The 18,555-nt window shown below is 56.7% G+C and carries 16 protein-coding genes; 5 read left to right on the top strand and 11 right to left on the bottom strand.

The window, feature by feature from the left end; genetic code table 11:
- Positions 1 to 67: 67 nt before the first annotated feature.
- Positions 68 to 739, top strand: a complete 672-nt coding sequence (locus tag KORLAC_RS04355) for a sulfotransferase (RefSeq protein ID WP_068303659.1) — start codon at positions 68 to 70, stop codon at positions 737 to 739.
- 130 nt (positions 740 to 869) lie between these two features.
- On the opposite strand, the gene KORLAC_RS04350 is transcribed toward KORLAC_RS04355, so the two are convergent.
- From KORLAC_RS04350 to rfbC, 6 genes are all read right to left on the bottom strand, one after another.
- Positions 870 to 3,806 carry a glycosyltransferase gene (locus KORLAC_RS04350; RefSeq protein WP_160328595.1) on the bottom strand — a complete coding sequence of 979 codons (2,937 nt, stop codon included), beginning with the start codon at positions 3,804 to 3,806 and terminating at the stop codon, positions 870 to 872.
- A gap of 111 nt (positions 3,807 to 3,917) precedes the next feature.
- Positions 3,918 to 6,449 (bottom strand): glycosyltransferase family 2 protein, encoded by a 2,532-nt coding sequence (locus tag KORLAC_RS04345; RefSeq protein WP_082714508.1) that lies wholly within the window; start codon positions 6,447 to 6,449, stop codon positions 3,918 to 3,920.
- Positions 6,450 to 6,499: 50 nt separating this feature from the next.
- Complete coding sequence (gene rfbA / locus KORLAC_RS04340) at positions 6,500 to 7,381, bottom strand: glucose-1-phosphate thymidylyltransferase RfbA (protein ID WP_068303650.1); 882 nt, start codon at positions 7,379 to 7,381, stop codon at positions 6,500 to 6,502.
- Between the two features lie 53 nt (positions 7,382 to 7,434).
- Positions 7,435 to 8,334: a dTDP-4-dehydrorhamnose reductase gene (gene rfbD, locus KORLAC_RS04335; protein WP_082714507.1), complete on the bottom strand. Its 900-nt coding sequence runs from the start codon at positions 8,332 to 8,334 to the stop codon at positions 7,435 to 7,437.
- Positions 8,331 to 9,380, bottom strand: a complete 1,050-nt coding sequence (gene rfbB, locus KORLAC_RS04330; RefSeq protein WP_068303644.1) for a dTDP-glucose 4,6-dehydratase — start codon at positions 9,378 to 9,380, stop codon at positions 8,331 to 8,333. Before rfbB ends, rfbD begins: the two co-directional genes overlap by 4 nt.
- A 12-nt stretch (positions 9,381 to 9,392) precedes the next feature.
- Positions 9,393 to 9,962: a dTDP-4-dehydrorhamnose 3,5-epimerase gene (gene rfbC, locus KORLAC_RS04325; protein ID WP_068303642.1), complete on the bottom strand. Its 570-nt coding sequence runs from the start codon at positions 9,960 to 9,962 to the stop codon at positions 9,393 to 9,395.
- A gap of 116 nt (positions 9,963 to 10,078) precedes the next feature.
- Between rfbC and KORLAC_RS04320 the strand changes: the two genes are divergently transcribed.
- Genes KORLAC_RS04320 through KORLAC_RS04310 form a run of 3 tightly spaced genes read left to right on the top strand, consistent with a single transcriptional unit; the run spans position 10,079 to position 13,718 of the window.
- On the top strand, positions 10,079 to 11,245 hold the full coding sequence (locus KORLAC_RS04320; protein WP_082714506.1) for a glycosyltransferase: 1,167 nt from the start codon (positions 10,079 to 10,081) through the stop codon (positions 11,243 to 11,245).
- Positions 11,242 to 12,234, top strand: a complete 993-nt coding sequence (locus KORLAC_RS04315) for a hypothetical protein (RefSeq protein ID WP_068303635.1) — start codon at positions 11,242 to 11,244, stop codon at positions 12,232 to 12,234. The genes KORLAC_RS04320 and KORLAC_RS04315 overlap by 4 nt, the downstream gene beginning before the upstream one ends.
- A 50-nt stretch (positions 12,235 to 12,284) precedes the next feature.
- The gene (locus KORLAC_RS04310) at positions 12,285 to 13,718 is read left to right on the top strand and encodes a mannose-1-phosphate guanylyltransferase/mannose-6-phosphate isomerase (protein ID WP_206594857.1); all 1,434 of its coding nucleotides are present in this window, start codon (positions 12,285 to 12,287) and stop codon (positions 13,716 to 13,718) included.
- A gap of 51 nt (positions 13,719 to 13,769) precedes the next feature.
- Here KORLAC_RS04310 and galU read toward each other — a convergent pair whose 3' ends face one another.
- From galU to KORLAC_RS04295, 3 genes are all read right to left on the bottom strand, one after another.
- A complete protein-coding gene (galU, locus tag KORLAC_RS04305; protein ID WP_068303633.1) occupies positions 13,770 to 14,639 on the bottom strand; it encodes a UTP--glucose-1-phosphate uridylyltransferase GalU in 870 nt (289 codons plus the stop codon).
- Positions 14,640 to 14,651: 12 nt separating this feature from the next.
- Entirely contained in the window at positions 14,652 to 15,926 is a 1,275-nt protein-coding gene (locus tag KORLAC_RS04300) for a hypothetical protein (RefSeq protein WP_068303630.1), read from the bottom strand.
- A 215-nt stretch (positions 15,927 to 16,141) separates the two neighbouring features.
- Positions 16,142 to 16,750: a 2OG-Fe(II) oxygenase gene (locus KORLAC_RS04295; protein WP_068303627.1), complete on the bottom strand. Its 609-nt coding sequence runs from the start codon at positions 16,748 to 16,750 to the stop codon at positions 16,142 to 16,144.
- Between the two features lie 335 nt (positions 16,751 to 17,085).
- Between KORLAC_RS04295 and KORLAC_RS04290 the strand changes: the two genes are divergently transcribed.
- A complete protein-coding gene (locus KORLAC_RS04290; RefSeq protein ID WP_068303619.1) occupies positions 17,086 to 17,511 on the top strand; it encodes a hypothetical protein in 426 nt (141 codons plus the stop codon).
- Positions 17,512 to 17,656: 145 nt separating this feature from the next.
- On the opposite strand, the gene KORLAC_RS04285 is transcribed toward KORLAC_RS04290, so the two are convergent.
- Together KORLAC_RS04285 and KORLAC_RS04280 are read right to left on the bottom strand one after the other, a co-directional pair.
- Entirely contained in the window at positions 17,657 to 18,082 is a 426-nt protein-coding gene (locus KORLAC_RS04285; protein WP_068303616.1) for a VOC family protein, read from the bottom strand.
- Positions 18,083 to 18,228: 146 nt separating this feature from the next.
- A complete protein-coding gene (locus KORLAC_RS04280; RefSeq protein WP_139167694.1) occupies positions 18,229 to 18,477 on the bottom strand; it encodes a hypothetical protein in 249 nt (82 codons plus the stop codon).
- Between the last annotated feature and the right edge of the window lie 78 nt (positions 18,478 to 18,555).

Raw genomic sequence — 18,555 nt, 5'->3', positions numbered from 1 at the left:
TAGGCCCTTGGCAGGCTTGGCAAAATACGCGATAAGAGCGCGGACCAGATCAAGGAACAAGGAAACCATGACGGACTGGCAGCCAAAAGACGGATATGTGTTTGTCGTCACCTACGGACGCTCGGGATCGACCCTGTTGCAGACAGTGCTGCAGTCGATTAACGGTTACTTTTTCCGGGGTGAAAACAATAATGCCATCCTACCGCTTTTCCGCAGCTTCAAGCGTATCAAAGGGGCGCTGGAAGAACATGGTTACCGCGAAATTCCTGATCATGGCCCCTGGTTCGGTGCCGACAAGTTCAATCCGGACCGTTACGCACAGAAGCTGCTGCAGGTATTTCTTGAGGAGGTGATCCAGCCGCCCAAGGATGCGCGCGTCGTGGGTTTCAAGGAAATCCGTTTCAATGAAACCGGCCCGATCGAGTTTGTCGATCTGCTGAATTTCATGGCAGACCATTTCAAGCCTGCAAGGTTCATTTTCAACATGCGCCGCTGGGAGGATGTGTCCCAATCGGGCTGGTGGAAGGATTATGAACCGGAAAAAGTGCGCCGCGAGGTGGAAAAGAACGACCGCCAATTCATCGCCTATGCAGAAGCCCACCCGGAAAGATCCTACCTGATGCGCTATGAGGATTATTCGGGCAAGCCGGAGCAGTTCGAAGGGCTGTTCGATTTCCTGGGCGAGCCGTTTGACCTTGAAAAGATGCGTGCGATATCTGAGCGGCGTCTCAAGCATTAACGCGGCCACATAGCAGCCTTACCCCTTTGGGGCTGGCCAATCTAGGCGATGTTGGTGCGTTTTTCCTGCGCCGCCCTGGAAAGGCGATAAAGCTCAGGCAGCTTGATGCGACATGGAAAACCTTCAGGTTTCAGAACATGCTGCAGGTATCGGCCTTGACACCAGCCAGATAGCCCTTCAAACGGGCTTCGTTCAACCGGTGGCGGGCTTCGATGTCTTCTGGAGCAACGCCGTTTGCTTTGCCCCAATGGCTGTCGTTGGCATTGATGCCCGCGAGCGTTTTTTCCAGTTGTGTTTCATCCTTGATCAGCTCGTAGCCGAAGAAGTGCTTGAAGAAGGCGCTTTCTGTCATGTTGCGCTCAAAGGTTTCCTCGGCCCCGAAGTCATGGGAGTGGAAGACAATTGCCTGCGGCGCATAGACCTTGCCGTATCCGGCGTCGATAACGTCAAGAGCCCAAAGCTGGTCCTCGCCGAATTTCGTCGGGCGGTAAGGAATGTCTTTCCAAACCGACCGGCGCATGCAGCTGTTGTTGTCACTGTAAAAGTGCAGCAGCTGCATCCATTGTGGGTCTTTGTCGTTGAACCTGCGGCGGTTGGTATCGCGCGATAGATAGATGGGCTGGGTTCCCAGCATATCGAAATGGCCGTTGAGGTCTCGCTTGGTGAAGGCGCAGGCGTCCGGCCAGGGCAGATGTTTCCCGAACGCACCAGCTGCATTCGGGAAATGCTCGATCGACGTCACAAGATTAAACAGCCAACGGTCATTCGCGGGCAGGGCGTCGTGGGTCAGGAAGGCGATAAATTCACCTGATGTCAGTTCCACCCCCAGGTTACGGGTGTCGCCGTGATTGAAGTCTTTCTTGTCAATCTGGTGCAACTTCACATCCGGATACCGCGCCACGATCTCCAGTGTTTCGTCGGTGGAGCCGCTATCGATCACCAGCACCTCATAGGGCCATGGCGCGCGTTGGGTCGTGGCAGCCGCCAGTACCTCGTCCAGAATGGGCCCGGCATTCAACGTTGGAATCACCACCGAGGCCCTGATTTTTAGGGCGGCGTCCTTCTCTTTGTCGGAGACAGTATCCGTACCAAATTCGCGTAGCCGTTCAACCAGCGCTTCTTCCACCAGGTCGGCGGACGCGGCCCAGGAAAATTGCGATACCCATTCCTGTGCAGCTGCCGCCTGTGCTTCACGTTTTCCAGTGTCACGCAGCAGCGCTTCAATACTGTCAGCAATTTTGACCGGGTCAGGTTCCGCCAGTGTGACGGTTTCCACTGGGAAGATACAGCTCGTGTTATCGCCCTTCAGTTCCACAATCGGCAGCCCACAGGCCATCATCTCCTGAGGCACCAGCGAATAGTTGGTTGCGGAAAAGACAACGCCCACGTCGGCCTGCTGGAAAAGGTCGGCCAGCTGCCGCGGTGTTGCGACGCCATGGTCCACGAACGGGAAGGGCGCTACACCGAAGGTCAGTTTGGCGCCGAAGAAGTCTACCGCGAACTCAATGTCGCGAGTTGCCAGTTCCTCAAGCGCAAGCATGGCCAGCTCCACAGCCCTGCGGGCCGTGAAGTGGCGGGCATAAAAGGCGATGCGTGGTACCGTATTCGCGCGCGGCTCTTTCGGCGGTGCGTAGATGTTCTGGTCAGCCGCCAGCCAGAAATGGCGTGCCCAACGACTGTATTTTTCCTGCATCAGGCCGGAAAGCCAAGGGCCGGCGCAAATACAGTCTATATCTTCCCGGTAGGTGGCTTCCGCCGCCAGATAGGATGAACCCATGGGGTGGAAGCTGGGTTCGAAATCCTGAACAAAATAGAAACGTCGCTTGAAATTGGTGGGCGTCAGTGTTGGCCAGACGGTCCAGCAATCGGTGGCGATGATTGCATCACCGCTGGCGTCTCTGAAGCTGTCGTCGAGAAGCTTCACTGTGCCGGCGAAATGCTGGAAGTGTTTGACGATATCGTCATAGGCACCTTCGGCTGTCTTGTGAACAGTCGGGTCGTTGATCCAGATGGTCTGCCTGTGGCCTTTCAGCTCCAGGAAGTGCGCCATTCGGAAGATGGTCATGTGGCCACCGGCGCCGGCGGAAAAGTCAGGGATCACCCAGTGGATATCCATGTTGGACGAGTCAAAGTCCGGACTGTCGGGCGCCAGCACATTGCGTTCAAAATCCAGCATGTTGCGCAGCTGTTGCGGCAGCGGCAGTTTGACGGACTTCTCCTCGGTCCCGGAGATGGAAACCGACCCATTGGGCGACGGAAGTCGACGCTTTTCCTTGAGGCCGAAATGCAGGTAATGGCCCAGGGCATCTACCTTATCACGCATAATGTCGTCATTTTCGGCGAAGTAAATCTCAGGCGAAAAATCTGGCGCAGGCCAATGACCTATCTGCGCGCCCTTACGGATATAGAAAGCCAGAGGGTTCTCATCGCCGACAACGTCACCATAGGTATCCATGTACCAGCGGGTATTGAAACACGGGTTCGGGTTGCGGCCCTGGCGTGCCCCTTGGCGAATGAAGTGCATCAGGGGGTCCTGATTCTGGTGCCAAAGGTCAGTATGGAAGGTCTTGTACCAGTCAGCAAAGAACAGCCCCGATTTGGCGATCAGGTCCATGTCCGCAGCCATGGAAGAGAATTTTTCCCGCTCGAACATCCGGGGCATCGCAATGCGCCCCTTTTCTGCCCCGCCTTCAAGGAAATCCCTCAGGGGATCGCGTTTGGCTTTGGCGACGTCCGGGTTGAATTTCAGGTAAAGCGGTACGGAAAAAGCTTCTGACGGGCTGCGCCCTTTGCGCCAGCCATTTACCGCATAATGGACGGCCGCAGGTGCCGGGAAACGAACTGCTGCCGGCGATCGTTTAGTGTACCAGACCTGATCGAAATAGGGGTTGGGATTATATCCCTTCTTTTCTCCAATGCGGACAAAATGCTCGATCGGGGAATAGCCTGACGCGCTGACATCGTCATAGGTGGCAACGTACCAATCGGCCTGAAACAGGCCTGTTTCCTCAAGCGCTTTGATGTCTCCCTTCACTGAGCGCAGCAGGGATTTAACATGTTTTTTCAAAGCTGGTGACATTTGTTGACCATTTGTCTGTGAGGAACACCTTCGATACGCGACCTAGCGGATTCTAGAGGGAAATACAAGCAGTCTGTGGCCGTTGGGCCTAGTCAACGGCTACGATGGATTGGCTGATTCCAGTATGGGTGGTGCGAGGCATGTGAAGGGGCTACCAGTGCGCGCAAAAGCCCTGGGGTAAAAGGGGTCTCCGTGGAATTGGTGCTGCCACCGACCTGCCATCAGGGACGCTTCCTTAAGCGCCCGTGCCCGCTTGGCTTCGTCTCGGGCATCATTGCCCCTGCTTTCAGACTGGAAATGCTGGAAGGTGATTTGGGGTTCATAAAGCACCCGGAGGCCCTGCTGGCGCATCTTGAAGCAGAAATCCACATCATTGTAGGTAACGGCGAACGCCTCATCAAAGCCGCCAACAGCGTTAAAATCTGTGCGGCGGCAGGCCAGAAATGCGCCGGTCACAGCAACGCAGGCATGACACCGCCTTGTACGGTGCATTGGGTGGGGTGCATTGCATGGGTCGCCCATGCCCTCGTGGCGCACATCATCAAGCCCATAAAGCACCATGCCGCCATGCTGCAGCGTGCCGTTGCGGTAAAGAAGGCGGGCGCCAACGGCTCCGACACTGTTGCGCGCCAGCTGGCCACGCAGAACTGTGTCCCAGCCCTTGTCCATAGCCAACGTATCGTCATTGAGGAACAGCAGATAAGAAGCATCTGTCGCAGCAGCACCAATATTATTCAGGTGCGACCAGTTGAAGGCCGTGTCAGACCGTACCACGGTGACGGTGCCGTTTTCCTGCACGTCAGCAAACCACTGCAGGACAGCCTGGTCATCAGATCCGTTGTCGACAATGATGATCTCTGTGCGGTCAGGATGGTCGAGCGTGGCTAGCAGGCTTTCCACACACGGCTTGATCAGTTCAATCCGGTCTTTGGTCGGGATGATGATGCCCAGTTTGGGCAGGCTTTTGTCCACTGGCCAGGACAGCATGAGCGTGTCATCCACCGGCCCGGCATAGGGGTCGTTCATCGGGACGGCGGTGGCTGTAATACCGCGCCGCTTCAAGTGGCTTTGGCAAACTCGAATCTGGTCTTCTTCAAGCAGACGTTGCCGCTGTGGGTCAGCGGGGCGCTTCTCCAGGTGCCAGAGCATGCGCGGAATATGATGAAAAGCCTTGTCGCCGAACATTTCATAGTGCCGCATGAGCAGATACTGGTGGAAACACTGGCCGGCATTCTCGTCGAATGCTCCCAAGCTCAGCAACTGCTCCCGTTCTATGGCGAAGGCACGGCTGAAACTATTGTGTTGCAACAGCATGTCATAGTCGAACGCATGTTGGAAGCAGGGCTCCAAATGAGGATGTGCGCCGATTTCATAATGGTCATAGTCGGCATAAAAGACATGGGCGCTTGCATGGTCTTCCACGCTGCGGGCAATCCAGGCCAGGGCATGCATGGCCAGTTTATCGCCCGCTTCCAGCATCAGGATGTGGGTGCCCTCCAGTCCGGGCACGGCGCTGGTGTAGGCGGCAGCCGGGTTCTGCGTGCCTTCCTTGCCGACAATCACGACAGACTGTGCCGGGAAAGACTGACGCCTCGCACTGGTAAGGGTTGCCTGCAGTGCATCGGCGTCGCCAGTGTCATACACCAGAATATCAAAGCGCACATCGCACCGCGCCAGCCACTGTGGCGGCGCCAGAGGGAAGGTTTCCTTGAACAGGGCATATTGCGATAGTGGGAAGGATGCATATTGCTGCAGGCGCGGCAATTGCGCTTCTATCTGGTCGAGGCGGGCCAGGACGGCATCACTGCCATGGGCATGGTCCCGCAATCCAGCCAATTCTGCGGACAGTCGCTGCATCACCTCCACGCCGAGAGTTGGGCTGATCACCACCTCGCGTGCGCCAATAACGGGTGCGCCGCTTTCTTTCTCGAAGATGGACAGGGTCAGGCGGTCGCAGGTTTTCAGTGCGTCAGGCACGGTAAATTGGTGGCGGAAGCCCCAAGGGGTCAATCCGCCGAAGTCACCGGCAAACTGGTCGCACGGTAGGTCAGCGTGGGTTGTGCCCGCATACAGGCCGTTGAGGTAGAAATCCAGCACCAGTGGCGTATCAGGCGTCAGGCGATTGATCACCTGGCCAACCACTTCCTGCCCGACCACGCGGGTGATCCGGCCTTTGATGTCGACATCTGCCTTGCCCTTAAGGCCTTGAAGCCCTTGCCGGAAAGCATCCAGTCGCAAGTGGCTGAAGTGCGAGAGAAAGGCCTTTTCAAAGCGCGATGTGTTGGCGGTCGCAATCAGGATGTCCAGCCAATGCAGGGGTTCCTTGAAGGCCTCCAGGCCGAAATGCGCCTGCAGGCCCGCGGCCAGGTCGCATAGCTCAAGCTCGGAAAGGCTGGCATGCGGTGGTTGTTTGCCAAGCTCCAGCCGAGCCAATACAGAAAGGCGTGTTTCCTGCTTACCAAGCAAAAGCTTCAGGGTTGCGAAAAAGCGGGCCCCAACAAGCGGTGAGATTTCATCACCGTCCAGCGGCGCGCGACCAAGACACAGCAGATAGAGGAAGTGGACGTCCTCGGCCGTGCATTCAGTCGGTTTGCGTTTGAACCAGTGCCCAATCAAATGCCTGTATCCCATGCTTGACCCCGGGATGGGGCAGTTGCGCCAGTGGTATCGTGCGGTCAGGCCTACAGATAGCCGTCAGCACCAAACTTCAAGATGCCCTTCAGGTAGGTGCCGTAGCTATTCTTGTAGCCAGCGGCGACTTCCTCAAGCTGGGCGTCGGTGATAAAGCCGCCCCGCCAGGCCACCTCTTCGGGGCAGGCGATTTTGAGGCCCTGACGGGCTTCAATGGTCTGCACGAAATGGCTGGCCTGAAGCAAGCTGTCCACTGTGCCGGTATCAAGCCAGGCCGTGCCACGCTGCAGCTTGATCACATTCAGGTCGCCGCGCTGCAGATACACGTCATTGACACTGGTGATCTCCAGCTCGCCGCGGGCGGAAGGCTTGATCGATTTCGCAATATCCACCACATCTTTATCGTAAAAGTAGAGGCCGGTAACCGCAAGGTTGCTTTTTGGGTTTTCCGGCTTTTCTTCAATCGACAGCGCCCGGCCGTCCTTGCTCATTTCCACAACGCCGAAAGCTTCGGGGTTGCCCACTGGATAGGCAAAGACATACGCGCCATTTTCAACGCGCCCGGCTTGTTTCAGGTAGGTCGAGAAACCGGCGGCATAATAGATGTTGTCGCCCAGCGCCAATGCGGATGGTTGCCCCCCCACGAACTGTTCGCCGATCAGGAAGGCTTGTGCCAGCCCGCCCGGATCAGGTTGTTCGGCATAATGAAGCTCAATGCCCCACTGCGATCCGTCACCCAACAGGCTTTGATAAAGGGGAAGGTGTTCAGGGCTTGAGATGATCAGGATTTCCCGTATGCCAGCCAGCATCAGTGTGGTCAGCGGATAATAGATCATCGGCTTGTCGTAAACCGGTAGCAGCTGCTTGCTGATGGCTTTGGTGATCGGATAGAGCCTTGTGCCCAGACCACCTGCCAGAATGATACCCTTCATGGTTTCCCCCGTTTAATAAACTCGTTACCCCGTCTGGGGTGTTTCGCCAGAGCCTAGCTCAGTTCCCCGGCTTCGGAAAGCCTGTTCAAACAACTAAGCATGCTCTGCTCCCACGACGGCAGATGGACATCGAATGTCTCGCCCAGCTTGCTACAGTCCAGGCGCGAATTGGCCGGCCTTTTGGCCGGTGTTGGATACTGGTCTGTCGTCAGCGCATTCACCTTTGGGCGCTTGAGGCCGTATGCGGTACCCGCCTCAAAGATCGCGTCGGCAAAGCCGTGCCAGCTGACATCGCCGGTTCCCGCCAGGTGGTAGATGCCTGCATAATCGGGTTTCCAGCCACCGGCATCAATACGCGCCAGTACCGCGAGAAGCGCGTCGGCGATATCAGGCGCGTAAGTGGGGTTTCCAATCTGGTCCGCCACCACACCCAGCTCATCGCGGGTTTTGGCCAGCCACAGCATGGTCTTCAGGAAGTTTTTGCCAAACGGGCTATAGACCCACGCGGTGCGGAAGACCAGGGCGTTCGGGTTGGCAGCCATCACGGCCTCTTCGCCCTTCAACTTCGACCGGCCGTAGGCGCCTGTGGGGCCTGTAGGGTCGTCCTCCACATAGGGGGCTTCTTTCCCGCCAGCAAAGACATAGTCGGTGGAGATATGCAGGAAAGGGACATCAAGGTCAGCTGCGATGGCCGCGAGCGCTGCGGCACCATCTGCATTGATGGCAGTGGCCAGGGCTTCTTCCTCTTCCGCTTTGTCGACAGCCGTGTAAGCTGCTGCATTGATGATGGCGGTAGGGCCATAAGCCTCCATCGCTGCCCGCATCCCGTCAGTGTCTGTCAGGTCAAACTCTGGCCGCCCGGCACAGATAAGGTCAATGCCTTGGCGTACTGCCGCTTCCTTGAGCGAGAGCGCCACCTGTCCAGACGATCCGGCAACGAAAATTCGCATCATTTGCCTTTCAGCACGCCCTTGCGTTCGCCAGCGTGCTCGCGAAGTGGCGCCCACCACCATTCGTTATCCAAGTACCATTCAATGGTTTTCTTGATGCCGCTTTCGAAGTTTTCTTCCGCTTTCCAGCCCAGTTCATCCTCAAGCTTGGTGGCGTCGATGGCGTAGCGCGCATCATGGCCCGGGCGGTCGGTCACGAACGTGATCTGGTCGCTGTAGGGCGTATTCTTGGGGCGTAGTTCCTCAAGAATGGTGCAGATGCGCTCGACAACCTCGAGGTTGGTGCGCTCGTTCCTGCCGCCCACGTTATATTTTTCGCCCAATCGGCCTGTGGTCATGATGGTGAACAGGGCCTTGGCGTGGTCGTCCACATAGAGCCAGTCGCGCACGTTCGAACCGTCGCCGTATACAGGCAAAGGCTTGCCGTCCAGCGCATTCAGGATCATCAGCGGGATCAGCTTCTCGGGCAGGTGGTAGGGCCCATAGTTGTTCGAGCAGTTGGAGATCACCACTGGCAGGCCGTATGTCTCGAACCAGGCATTGGCCAGATGGTCGGCTGATGCCTTCGACGCCGAATAGGGCGAGGAAGGGTCATAAGGCGTGGTTTCTTCAAACAGGCCGTCAGCGCCCAGCGAGCCATAGACTTCATCGGTGGAGACATGCAGGAAGCGGAAGGCTTTTTTGCCCGCGTCATCGAGCGAATTGAAGTGGTCGCGTGCGGCCTCCAGCATCTGAAATGTGCCAACGATATTGGTCTGGATAAAGTCAGCCGCCCCGGTGATGGAGCGGTCCACATGGCTTTCTGCCGCCAGGTGCATCACCGCGTCCGGCTTGTGGCGCTTAAACACATCATCCAATGCAGCGCGGTCGCAGATGTCGACCTTCTCGAAGTGATAGTTGGGGCTGTCCTCAATTTCCTTCAGCGTCGACAGGTTGCCGGCGTACGTCAGCTTGTCCACATTGATTGCGGTGTGCCCCAGTTCGCCCACCAGATAGCGGCAAACCGCCGAACCGATAAAACCCGCGCCGCCTGTTACCAAAACTTTCATGGAATTGCTGCCTTATGCTTTGTCGTCATATGTGAAGGGCGATTCGAAATCACGGAACGCCTGCAGGCCTGCGTCCTTGCCCGAAAGGGTGGCGCTGTTGCGGTCAAACGGCCAGTCGATCCCGAGGTCCGGGTCATCAAAAGCAATGCCGCTGTCGCAATCAGGTGCGTAATAGTCGGTCACCTTATAGAGGAACTCTGTGTCCGGCTCCAGCGTGCAGAAGCCGTGAGCGAAACCTGCAGGTACCCAGAACTGAGTCCAGTTATCGGCACTCAGTTCCACGGCCACATGTTGGCCATATGTGGGCGAGCCCTTGCGGATATCCACGGCCACATCCAAAACCCGGCCGCGGGTTACCCGCACCAGCTTGCCCTGAGCATGCGGTGGCGTCTGGAAATGCAGGCCGCGGATCACACCCGGATCGCGTGACAGAGAGTGGTTGTCCTGCACGAAGGTGACACCCGGCACGACTTCTTCAAAAGCGCGCGCGTTGAAGGTCTCCGAGAAAAAACCGCGGTCATCGCCAAACTGCTTCGGCGTAAAGGCATAAAGCCCCTTGATCGGGAATTCTTCAACTTTCATCGGGCCCCCTAAACACAGACTGCTAAAATAGATGTGGTATCAATATGGACGCCTTTATATTAAAAGGATAAGGCCTTGCAAAGGCAGAGTTTCGATAATCAGGAATTGCGGCATATATGCGCGGTATCAGGCAGCACGGATTGGGGCGATCTCTTTACGAGGAATGCACGGACGGCATGGATGCCCTTATGGCAGCAGGCTTCAGCGGAAGTGCCGGAAAACTGTTGGCTTTCTTCCCGCATGCCAGCCGTAATCCTTATCAGCGCATGCTCTATGCGCGCGGGTTTGATCATGGGTTTGCCTGTTTTCCCCTGAAAGCCATAGACGACGTGGAAGACCTGCCTGCAGATATGCAGCTGGTGCTGCACTATCATTGGCTGCACCGGGTGTTTGACACGTCAGGTAACAAGAACACCGCGAAAAAGGCGGCTGATCATTTCCTCGAGAAGCTGAAACGGCAGAAAGACGCTGGCCATAGCATCGTCTGGACGGCCCATAATATTCTGTCCCATGCCGCTCTGTTTCCTGAAGAAGAACAAGCGCTGCGTGCCGGAATGGCGAGGATCGCGGATGTGATTCACGTGATGAACCCAGAGACGCGCGGCTTGTGTCAGCAATATTACAGTATCGATGAAGCCAAGACCATTTCGGTGCCGCATCCGTCTTATCAGGGTGTTTATGGTGATTATATGTGTGCCCGTCAGGCGCGCTTTAACCTGAACCTGAACCCGGACGACAAGGTCTTCCTGCTGTTCGGGTCGCTCGGGCCTCACAAGGGCACGCGCCAGTTTCTGGCTGCGTTTGACAGGCTGCAGGCCCGGCTTGAAGGCAAGGGCAGGGTGCTGATTGCGGGCATCCCGGGCAAACCGGCATTCATGGAAGAAATCTTGGCGCTGACATCGGGGCGCGCGGACATGCGTTTGTTCCAGACACATGTGGATGACCAGGCGGTGCAAACCTTCTTCAAGGCGGCAGACGTGGTGGTATGCCCATACCCGATTGGCCTGAACTCAGGCGTCATGGCGACAGCAGCCACGTTTGGCAAGCCCTCGGTGGTGCCGGATATGATGGCGCGGTCCCTGCCAGGGGCGGAAAATTGTGTGCTGCCGTTCGAGCTGGGAAACATGGATAGTTGCCATCAAGCGTGCCTGTCTGGCCTTGCATTGGCAAATGACGCCGGGGTGGTGACACGTCTGAACGACTGGGCATTGGCCAACAGCCCGACCCGCCTTTCGGATCGCTTTTTTTCGGCCCTTTCTGCCCGGCTAAAGGGAACGGTATGACAGCGCTACAAGGATATCGGGAGCTGGGACGGCGCGATTTTGCCGCGTCACGTTTTGCTGCCTTCGGCGTCGGAGGCCACCAAAGGGTTGTGCTGAAGAAGCGGCCAGTAAGGCGGGTGTTCGCGCTGCCGGTGCGGGGCGCGCGCTACCTGGATATCAGCTTCGTGACGGACGCCCGCGAAATGGCGCGGGGGGCAGTGGATGTCACCATTCGTTATCGTGGACTGCGTAAAGTTGCGCTCCGGCAGCCGGTGATTCACCGCCTGTTTGCAGACCCGGCCCCCAATGCCGGCGTTCAACGGTTGTGGCTGGATCCGCCAAGAGGGGCCATGTTTGTTGAAATTTCCTTCGCTCGTGCAGTGAAGGGGCAGAAGGTTGCCCTTGATGGCCAGTTGAAGCTGGCGCGCGCGGATAGCCGACCAAATTTGGCTGATTTTGCCCAGGTGGTGGGCTCCCGCGATCTGACAGCCATGACCCTTCTGCTGGCGGACCTGATAGCCGAACAGGACCGGGTGCGGGCGCGTACGCTGCTCGCGCGCATGTGCTTCCTCAGTCATGACCCGAAATTCGCACAAGCCCTGTCGTCCCTGGACGATGCAGAACGCATTCTGGCCTTTGGCCCCAATGACACAGCACCTGCAGCCCCGCTGGGGCAGGGCATTTACAGGTATGTCCGGTCGCATCTGGATGCAAACCTGACGGCGTTGCCGCTTGGCAAGGCGCTCAGGCGTGAGGCGCGCTGCCTGGTACGTGATCTACGTGCGGGCGACTATAGCACGCTGCACATCCCGGCGGGTGAGCATCACCTGGGGCGGCTATTGGCTGCAACAATGGTGAAACGCAGTACGCCGGGCCTGAAGATTGATATGGATTGGGAAGCCTTCAGCGGTGCGCCGCAACAGCTGGGGGATTGGCTAAGTTTCGATACTGGCGCAAGTTTCCTTGAAACCGAAGGCGGTCGGGCGGTACAATCCGGGTATACGGCATAGTTTTTTATTAAATGTAATAATTTCAAAGCGTTAAGAGATTTGGTGACTTCGTGAAAAAAATTAAACCTGTCATACTTTCCGGTGGTTCCGGGTCCCGTTTGTGGCCGCTTTCCAGGTCCAAATACCCAAAGCAGTTCCTGCCGCTATTGGGAAGCAAAAGCCTGTTTGCCCAAACACTTGAGCGTGTTGGTGTCGATTATGGTTTTGATATGCCACTTGTCGTGGCCAACGAACATCACCGTTTCATTGTCAACGAGCAGGCTGAAAAGGTAGGCATATCCATGCCCCAGATATTGCTGGAGCCGCTTGGGCGCAACACCGCGCCAGCGATTGCTGCAGCGACGCTGTTGGCCGCAAAGGATGACCCGGAAGCACTTCTGCTGTTCCTGCCGTCTGATCATGTGATCATGGACACACCGGGTTTCCACAAGGCGGTCAAGAAGGCGGCTGTAGCGGCTGCGGCAGGCCACCTGTGCTGCTTCGGTATGGCGCCCACGCGCGCAGAGACCGGCTATGGTTACATTGCAGCAGGCAGTCCGCTGGATGGCTGTGACGGCACATTTCGCGTTGACGCCTTCAAGGAAAAGCCCGACGCAGCCACCGCGCAAGCCTATCTGGATGCCGGGACCTACAGCTGGAACAGCGGCATGTTCCTGTTCCGCGCCGATGTGATCCTTGATGAATTCCGGCGCCACCAGGCAGAGATGCTGGCGGCCACAGAAAAGGCGCTGGCTGGCGCACGTGAAGACCTGAACTTCCTGCGCATGGCTGAGGCGGACTTTGGGGCTGTACCCGCCGAATCCATCGACTATGCCATCATGGAGCCCACTGATAAGGCGGCTGTAGTGCCGGCTGAGTTCGGCTGGTCGGATGTTGGCAGCTTCACGGCCCTTGCAGATGTGCAGAAAGCCGATGCATCCGGCAACGTGACCTACGGCGATGTGATGCTCGAGGACACATCAGACAGTTTCATTCACCAGGGCGACGGCATGCTTGTGGCCACGCTGGGGGTAAAGGACCTGATTGTGGTCACCTCTGATGATGCAGTGCTGGTGGCTGATAAAAGCCGAGATCAGGACGTGAAAAAAATTGTCGACCGGCTGAAGGGTGCGGGCCGGGAAGAAGCACATTTCCATTCCGTCGTCTACAGGCCCTGGGGCAACTATAAGACGCTGGCGCTTGGTGACCGCTATCAGGTCAAGGAAATCGAGGTGTATCCCGGCAAGAGGTTGAGCCTGCAGAAACACCATCACCGGGCAGAGCACTGGGTGATTGTGGAGGGCTCGGCGGTCGTGACGCGTGACAAGGAAACCCATCTTCTGAGCGAAAACCAATCCATCTACCTGCCGCTTGGCGCCGTGCACCGGCTCGAGAACCCGGGCAAGATTCCGCTCAGGCTGATTGAAGTACAGTCGGGCTCGTATCTGGGTGAGGACGATATCGTCCGGCTGGAGGATGATTTTCACCGCGAAGGCGAGAAATAGTATGAAAAGGAGCCGGCCCAAGGGTCGGCTCCAAATCTATTAGGGGTTGGCCTATTTGAATTCGCTGATCATCGCCTTGACGCCCGCGGCCATGTGCGGGTCTTCCGCTGCCATCGCGAGGTTCGCCTGAAGCCAGCCAAGCTTGCTGCCGCAGTCAAAACGGCGGCCATCAAACTCAAGCGCATGGAACGGCTGTGTGCCGATCAGCTTCGCCATGGCGTCTGTCAGCTGAATTTCGCCACCCGCGCCGGCCTTTGTCTCGCTCAGGATATCCATCACCTCTGGCTGCAGGATATAGCGGCCCACCACAGCGGACGTGGAGGGTGCTTCAGCGGGATCCGGTTTTTCAACCAGGCCCCTGACCTCAATGCGCTTGCCGTCTTTGGAGCCGGGCGTGATCACGCCGTATTTTGATGTGTCCTCGCGCGCGACATCCATGGTGGCAACCATGTTGCCGCCAAGCTCATCATAAGCCTCGACCATTTGTTTGAGTGCACCGGGCCTGCCTTTGATCAAGTCGTCGGGCAGGGCGACGGCGAACGGATCACCATTCACAAGGTGGCGGGCGCACCAGATGGCGTGCCCAAGCCCCAAGGGACGCATCTGCCGCACGTACACGATGCGACCTTCTTCAAGCAGCATGGAGCGCGCCACATCAAGCGCGCTGTCCTTGCCTTTTTCATGCAGGATGTTTTCAAGCTCATAGGCGTGATCGAAATGGTCTTCCATCACCTGCTTGTTGCGGCCGGTCACGAGGATGATTTCCTCAATCCCGGCTTCAACGGCTTCCTCAACCGCATACTGGATCAGCGGCTTATCAAGGACCGGCAGCATTTCCTTTGGAATTGCCTTTGTCGCCGGCAGGAAGCGGGTGCCAAGCCCCGCAACTGGAAGAACGATCTTCTTGATCGGCCTGTGCATGAAAGTCCCCCGTTATTCAGGCAACTCCGATAGATATTGCCTGGTCAAAATCTTGCCTTCTTCAACGGCAGGCTGATCGAAGGCATTTACGCCCATCAGGTGCGCCGTTACGACCGTTTCAAGCATGAAGGAAACGAAAAGGCCACCCAAATTTTCTTCAGAAAGAGAATCGATCACGATTTCCCTGACCGTCCGGCCTTTTTTCCTGAGCGTTTCCTGCGTCGCACGCGACTGGCAGGTAACCGTGTCACCGATGGTGCGGTCTGCCATATAATCGAGGCCATAAGCCTTTGCTTCTGCCGCATCGATGCGCGGGCCTTTGCCGAAGCTTGGGATGGTGATGAAGGTACAGAATTTGTCGTTCGGTCCATCGAGGAACAGCTGCAGCTGGCTGTGCTGGTCCACAGGGCCCACGGCGCGGATCGGCGTGGTGCCAAGGCCTTCTTTGCCCAGGCTTTCGGCCCAAAGTTGGCCATGCCAGCGGGTGAAGGCGCGCAGGCTTTCGGCATAAGGCATTACCAGGACCTGGGTGACGCCTTTTTCCTGCTCCAGCGTGTGCGTGAGCGCGGCGCCCACTACAGCCGTAGCGGTAGCTGGGTCTGATTTGAACTGGTCACATACGGCTTCAGCGCCTTTGCGGAACGCTTCGACCGAAAGGCCAGAGACGGCCACCGGAAGCATGCCAACGTTGGTGAGTACACTGAAGCGCCCGCCGACATCCGTGGGGTGATCCAGGATCGGGGATCCCAGCTTTTCGCCGTAGGTGCGCAGAGGGCGCTCACCCGGCTCAGTGATGAAAGTGAAATGGTCGCCCGGATTGTCACTGTGGTCGCCAGCCTCAAGCCACGCGCGGCACGCCAGAAGCTGCGCCAGCGTTTCAGCCGTGGTGCCGGATTTGGAAATGGCCAGCACGTGGGTGCGGGCGGTGTTCAGTTCCTTGAACAGCAAGTCCATCTCGAACGGGCACAGGCTATCGGGCGTATGGATGCGCACAGGGCCCTTGTTGAAGCGGGCGAGGGCGATGGCTGCCTGAGCGCCCAGGCTGGAGCCTCCGGTCCCGAGCACGATCAGGTCGTCGCAGGACGCCTTGATGCGGGCCGCTGCGGCTTCAATCGGGCCAGCGTCGGGGCCATTATGGGCCTGGCGGGCGAACGGCAGCAGGCCGTCAGCCGCAAGTGCCTTTGCATAATCCACTGCGCTGTCGAGATTTTTCTGGAATGCCGCGGTGATGCCCAGGGCATCCAGCTGGCTGTTGAGGCTTTCATTTCCAAACGAATAACTGAACATGACTTTTCCAACTCTTTGATTCTGACCAATGCTTCCAATAAATGACAACGTTGCCATTTAGACCAAGGAGTGCCGGAGAATCAAGCTTTTCCTGATGTTTGTCGTAATCTGGCACCCAAAATGACAGCGCTGACAATTTTCGCAAGTGGTTTTGCAGCATTACAGACGCAATTATTTCGTTCTCGTTGCAGCAGCTTTTCTTTTTGGCGTGCGCATCAGTCTCGGCGCTTTTCCGCCCGAAACCACAAGTTGAAGGCCCATTTCTCGCCTTCTTCCACCGGGCAGCCCGCGTGCAGCGACATTGGATGGCGCACGGTGGTGCCGGCGTTGCAGTTGTGAAAAACCAGCAGCTTGCCCTTTTCCGGCGGTACCGTGATTTTAAGTTTCGGAAATTCGGTCGCGCCGCCTTTTTTGACGTTGCTCAGATATCCCAGCACAGTAATGATACGCTGGCCGCCGCCCTCCCAATTCCGTTTGCCTGCCTCCGTATCCGGGTCGAATGCGTCAAAATGCGGGCGGTATTCCTCGCCCACCCCGTAGCGGATCACCTGGAAATGCTCAGCATGATTGAGGGGCATGCCTACAAGCCCGGCAACCCGCTCTGCAATCCGCCGACACGCAATATCTGCTGTGTGGTCCACCCAGCAGACATCATTGGTACGCCCCTGTGACAGGACACCCTCTGCGCCGCCAGAGACCTTGGCGCGTTCCATGGTTTTGGTTTTGGCGCGCGCAATCAGGTGCGAGCACTCGGCATCGCTTACGAAATCTGCAATCGTGTAGACGCGCGGGTCCAGATGAAGGTCAATGATGGCGCGTTTCATAACTAAAGTCCGTTTGCCTATGCCTGGTCGTGGTTCTTTTGGCCCCAGACACAGAAAATCCTGTGCGGTACCATCAGCTTGGCTTCACCATACGTCTGCTCAAGCATGGCTGCCAGTTCCAATTTAAAAGAGTTTTGCTTCTCGCAAGCAAGCGACACCTTTTCAGGCTGCCACTTTCCCCCCTTCGTTCAGGTAAGAAGTTTATATCACGTCTAATTCAGCTGCCTTTTCATTTTTTTCCATTGTGTCGCCCCGTCACTCTTTACTACAAGTAGATATGTATAACGCGTCGGTTGGCTATAGACCGGGCGAAAGAATATTTAGGGAGGGCGTAAATGGCACAGTTGAAGGCAGGCATCTTGGGAGCCTTTCTAATTCTTGGTGTTGGTGCTTGCGGCACGGCAACGAATGCAATGGATGACGGTGTGCCCAAAGTGGCCGAAGACATGTCGCTGCCGAGCGGTGAGATGATCGGCGATATCGTGATGCCAGCAGGCTCCGCGATGGACGCCAAGGAATCCATTATCCTGGGCAATGGCGCCAACGCATACGGCAAGATCATTGCCGAGGTGCGCGCCAAGCAGGTCAAGGTAATGCAATTCTACAAAGAAAACATGCCAAGCCAGGGCTGGGGCCTGATCAGTGAAATCCAGGACGATGATATCATCCTGACTTTCCAGAAGCCCACACGCGTGGCTGTTATCCAGATCGAACGCGGCCGGTCGACAGACCTGACCATTACGGTTACACCGCGCAACTGATTGGCAGAACAAAAGAATTAAAAGGGGCAGGGCAGGACATCAGTTCCTTTCCTGCCTTTTTCTTTGCGGCTTCAGGAAGATTCGTCAGCACGGACGCGGGTGTCCGATCTTGCGGTCGGAGAAAGAGTAGCCCCCAGCATCACTTCTAAATGCGTTTTGATGGCACCCAGCAATAGCCGTCCGGGTCCATGATGTAGCATTCCCTGAGACCGTGGGGCCGATCCAGGCTTTCGCGCAGGATGGTGTAGCCTTCTGCCTCTGCCTTTGCTTCAGCTTCATCCGGATCAACGTCAAACAGACGCAGTTCAACACCGCCACCCCGTATGCCGTTTTCCCCGATCAGGGACGGTAGCGGGTGTTCGGCATAGGTCGGGTCCGCGTGCAGTTGGAACAATTGGTTGCCGTGTTTCAGCAGTGCGAAATCCTGATCCACCCGGATCAACTCGAAGCCCATCACGTCGGTCAGGAAATCCACCCCGGCCCGTGTGCGGCGCACCAGCAGGTTGACGCCAAAGCCGGATAGAACGTGGCCTACCTGCGGGCCGCTTGTAGATGAACAATAAAGTATCATACTGGAGAAAGCCTGAGAGGGTTGGGTTTCTTTAGGTCGTCTTTGCGGCGAAATTGCTAAAGTATCATACTCGTAGGGTGTACGCAGTCCATCTGTTACATTTTTCAAGACAATAAAGTTTCATACTGGATTGAAAATACTGTGCCTTATTTAGGCATCCCATCTTCCCCATAAAGGAACTTGTCTGCGTTAGCTGCATTGGTTTGGCCTTCTGAATTCGCAGCAAAAGCACGCTCTGCTTTTGTCATTTTGCTTAATCTCAATAGTGTGAGGCTGATAGCTGTATTGTCATTTTTGCTATGATCAATTTCATCATCTGTGATGGCATCAATTTCTAACAACTGAGCAAGCAGTATTCGTCTCGCATCAATGCGTTCTTGTTCATATTTGCTCATCATACCCCTCTTTTGTATCGGTCAGGATATGTTGCCCGAAGCAAGATCCTATATTTCTGCAAATATATGGACTTTTGG

It is taken from the genome of Kordiimonas lacus (assembly GCF_001550055.1).
GTDB classification, from domain to species: domain Bacteria; phylum Pseudomonadota; class Alphaproteobacteria; order Sphingomonadales; family Kordiimonadaceae; genus Kordiimonas; species Kordiimonas lacus.
This window is presented reverse-complemented; position numbering and strand designations above follow the sequence as displayed.